Source organism: Actinoplanes sp. NPDC051633 (assembly GCF_040681735.1).
In the GTDB taxonomy this organism is placed as follows: Bacteria; Actinomycetota; Actinomycetes; order Mycobacteriales; family Micromonosporaceae; genus Actinoplanes.
Genome location: NZ_JBFAZH010000741.1, coordinates 1 through 3,927, shown reverse-complemented (window position 1 = coordinate 3,927; position 3,927 = coordinate 1). Strand labels below are relative to the sequence as shown.

At 70.6% G+C, this 3,927-nt stretch carries 4 protein-coding genes and 1 pseudogene; 4 read left to right on the top strand and 1 reads right to left on the bottom strand.

From position 1 onward, the window contains the following. The coding region (locus AB0M20_RS31045) for a hypothetical protein (protein ID WP_364303881.1) at positions 1–319 on the bottom strand (319 nt) is incomplete at its 3' end. An 89-nt stretch (positions 320–408) separates the two neighbouring features. On the opposite strand from AB0M20_RS31045, the gene AB0M20_RS31040 reads away from it, so the two are divergent. From AB0M20_RS31040 to AB0M20_RS31025, 4 genes and pseudogenes are all read left to right on the top strand, one after another. Beyond that, positions 409–1,287, top strand: coding sequence for a hypothetical protein (locus tag AB0M20_RS31040; protein WP_364303880.1), 879 nt, complete (start codon positions 409–411; stop codon positions 1,285–1,287). Positions 1,288–1,303: 16 nt separating this feature from the next. After that, positions 1,304–1,810, top strand: coding sequence for an SRPBCC family protein (locus AB0M20_RS31035; protein ID WP_364303879.1), 507 nt, complete (start codon positions 1,304–1,306; stop codon positions 1,808–1,810). Between the two features lie 77 nt (positions 1,811–1,887). Next, positions 1,888–2,817, top strand: a complete 930-nt coding sequence (locus AB0M20_RS31030) for a hypothetical protein (RefSeq protein ID WP_364303877.1) — start codon at positions 1,888–1,890, stop codon at positions 2,815–2,817. Between the two features lie 168 nt (positions 2,818–2,985). Next, positions 2,986–3,900 (top strand): annotated as a pseudogene (locus AB0M20_RS31025) (immune inhibitor A domain-containing protein); the annotation flags it as partial. Positions 3,901–3,927: the final 27 nt, after the last annotated feature.

Here is a 3,927-nt window from a genome sequence, read left to right as displayed (position 1 = left end):
GGTCGTGGCCGCCGGCGAGCCGGCTGTGCGCCGGCGCCGCGGCGATCGCGGTGATCAAGAAAGCGGCCGCGATGGCGGCCACCGCCACCCAGGTCGAGGCGCTCGGCGCCGACCACAGCGCCCATCCACCGGCCAGCAGCAGGAAACCGTAGACGACGACCACCACGGGTGTGATCGCCCGCGTGTGGGCCCGGTGAGCGGCCGGCCACTGCTCCTCAGCCGTCCGGGCCAGCGCCGGATACACGATGGCCGTCACGGTCGCCTGGAAGCCCAGGTGCACGGCGGTCGCGGCGACCAGGGCGATCTCCGGGGATGTCACGCCACCATGATCGCTCGGAGCTCCGGAAAATACTTTGACTTATCCCTGCCTAGTTTGAATATAGTTGGCATCAAGTCAAAGTCCTACCGTTGGAGATCCTGGTGCCCCGCGTTCTCGCTCACCTCGCCTGGCCGGCCGGCCTGGCCATCGTTCTGGTCGCCACCGCGGCGGCCCTGCCCCTGACCGTCACACTGCCCCTCTGCATCGCCCTCGGCCTGGGCTACGCCCTGCTCCTGCGGCGGCTCACCGGCGGCCGGCCCGCTCAACCGGCGCTCGGCCTGGCCGTCGCCGGGGTCGGCCTGTTCGCGCTGGTCGGCTTCATCGGCCCGCCGACGGCCGCCGAGCCGGTGCACATGCTGCTCAACACGGTCGTCCTGTTCGCCGCGGCGGTGGCCCTGCTGTGGTCGACCATCGCCCTGGCGCTGCGGCTGCGCTCCGGCCCGGCCGTGGCGGCCGCGGTCCTGCTCGGCATCGGCAGCGCCGGCTACCTGATGAACCTGCTGGCCCGCTGGGCGGTCGTGCTCTCCGGCGCGGCGCCGGCCCAGGCCGCGATCGAGGACCGGGCCTGGATGGCGGCCGCGTACCTGCGTGGTCTCGACGGCGAACCGACCTATCTCACGTACCTGCTGGTGTGGCTCGACCTGGTGCAGGTCGCCTATCTCGTCCTGTCCTACGCGGCCGCGTCGGCACTCGCCGTCGCGCTCGGCCGGGCCGGGCTGTTGCCGGCGCGGCAGGCAAGGGCCGTGGCACGGATCGGCGCGGTGCTGGCCGCGCTGGTGTGTGCCGGCGCGATCGCCGCCGCGATCGACGGTCCCGTGGGTACGATCGCGGCCTGGACGGCCTTCGCGCTCACGATCCCGTTCATGTCCACGGTGCTGCCACACGTCCTCGGCGTCGCGCTGCTCAGCCCGGCCCGCGCGGCCAGCCACCAGGACTCCGGCCTCCCGGCTCGGGCCCTCGTGGGATGACCTCGATAATGGCGGCGTGCCTGTCGTCGAAGCCTCCGTGGTCGTGCCGCTGACGCCGGACGTTGCCTTCGCCGTGTCCCAGACGACGGCGCCGGTCCGGTACCGGTGGGATCCGTTCGTGCGCAGGCAGCACTTCGTCGACGGCGCGACGCGGCCGGGCAAAGGGGTGCGAACCTTCACCCGGCAGCGGTTCGGCTTCTCGATGGTCAGCGAGTATGTGTCGTTTCATCCCCCGACCAACGTCGGCATGAAGATGGTGCGGGGGCCGTGGTTCTTCTCGATGTTCGCCGGTGGCTGGCGGTTCGCGCCCGCACCGGACCGGCCGCAGCACAGCATCGCGACCTGGCGGTACTCGTTCCGGTGCCGGCCCGCGGTGGTGCGGCCGATCGCGGAGTGGATCGGCGAGCGGTTCCTGGACTGGGAGATCCGGCGGCGGATCGCGGGGTACGCCCGCGGGTGCGTCGATCCGGTCGTGCTCGCGGCCGCTCGCCAGGCCCTCGAGGACGGCCCGGCGAGCGGCTGAAGCGCTGATTGCGCAGATGCGCAACCGGTCGCCGATCCGGCGCCACGAGCGCGCATCGATGACCGACACTCGTAGTTGTGGATTTCCTGCTCGATGCCGCGGACCGGGCCATGGGTGCGCTGCGGAAGCGGCATCCCCGGGTGATGTTCGCGGTGGCGCTCGTCCTCTGGCTTCCCGTGCTCGTGTTCCTGGTGTTGCTGACCTGGGCGAGCGGGGTGTGGCCACTGGTCGTGCTGGTCAGCCTGCCGACGATCGCGCTGACGGTGACCGTGGCGCTGCGCGGGCTCCGCCGCACCTGGACCCCGGTGTGGGCGCTCGGCGCCGGCGCGATCGTCTTCCTCTCCGGCCCGGCGCCGCAGTGGTGGAACCCGTCCGACGAGTTGCACGGCCTGGCGATCTCGGTGGGCGCCTTCATCTACGCCCAGATCTACTTCGGATTCCTCGGCGTGCTCGACCATTTCTGGACGGCCCGGCACAGCCGCACCGAGTCCATCGAGGACGCTAGGTTCCGGCTGCGCCGGATGCTCCAGGTGCGGCTGGCGATGGCGACCCTGGTGGTGGTGTTCGCGGCGACCAGCGACAAGGCCGACGCGTATCCGCCGGTCATGCCCCTGGGTGCGCTGTTCGGGCTGGCCGCGATTCCGATCATGATCGCGGTCTGGACCCGGGTGCGGACCTTCGCCTGGGCGGCGGCCGTCGCGCTCGCGGTGCTCTCGCTGGGCAATCTGCTCCTGCTGTTCGACGCCGGCGCGCGGGAGCGTGCTCTGACCGAGTTCGCGTGGGCCCAGGTGGTCGCGATCTACCTGTGGATGAAGGCGGCCCGGGTCTGGTACTGGCCGCTGTCCCGCCCGCAGCCGCCACCCGGTTATCCGTTCCCCTGGCCTCCGCCTGCGGCCGCCGTGCCGACCCGGCCGGGGGAGTGGCCGGGACAATCCGGCGCAAGGCCGGGCCAACCGGGAGCGTGGCCGGGCCGGGCCGGACCGCCGGGCAGCTGGCCGGGCAGCTGACGGATCGCAGGACCAGGCGGAACCGGTTCGGCGGAACTCTTCCTTCGGCGCGTCTCTATGTCTACGTTCCTATATGGGCTTATCCAGCCCGCAACAATTCCGGGCCGCCCGCCCATCCGGCGGGTCGGCATGAAGAACTCCGGGGGTTCGTCGGTGCGAAAAATCTTGTTGAGCTTATTGACCCTGAGCTTGGCGTCCGGTGTGGGCGTCTCGCTCAGCCCGGCGGCCGTGGCGGTCCCGCCCACGGACGCGGGAGCTGCGGTCCCGGCATTGAAGGGTGAACCCGGCGCGGCCAATGACGACCTGGTCAGCCCGCTGGAGAAGAAGCGCCGGGCGCTGCGCGAGAAAGCCGTCAGCGACGTGCTGTCCGGTCGTGCGACGCCCCAGAAGCGCAACGGCAGCACGGTGGTCAAGGTCGGCCAGTCGGCGGGCGGTGGCGCATTCGGCGGTAAGGCGAACAACCGCCGCGGTGCCGCGGACAATCGCGACCAGTACGTCGAACTCGCCCGTGAGAAGACCGACCGGATCTTCGTGATCCTCGCCGAGTTCGGCAACGAGCGCGACCCGCGGTTCCCGGACCGGGACACCAAGCCCACCACGCCAGGGCCGCAGCGCTTCGACGGGCCGGTGCACAACCAGATCCCGGAGCCGGATCGGACCGTCAACAACCGGACCATCTGGCAGCCGGACTACAACCGCGAGCACTTCCAGAACTTGTACTTCGGCGAGGGCCGCAACGTCGAGTCGGTCAAGACCTACTACGAGACGCAGTCCTCCGGCCGGTACAGCGTGGACGGCACCGTCACCGACTGGGTGAAGGTCAGGTACAACGAGGCCCGCTACGGCCGCTCCGGCGACGACCCGACCGACGAGAACGGCGACGACCCGAACGTCTGCTCGAGCAACGTCTGCAACACCTCGTACGACCTCGTGCGCGACGCCGCCAACCAGTGGGTGGCCGACCAGGAGGCCCAGGGGCGCACCAAGGCCGAGATCCTGGCGGAGCTGAAGACGTTCGACCAGTGGGACCGGTACGACTTCGACGCCGACGGCAACTTCAACGAGTCCGACGGCTACCACGACAGATCGGAACAGCGGCGTGTAGGGTAA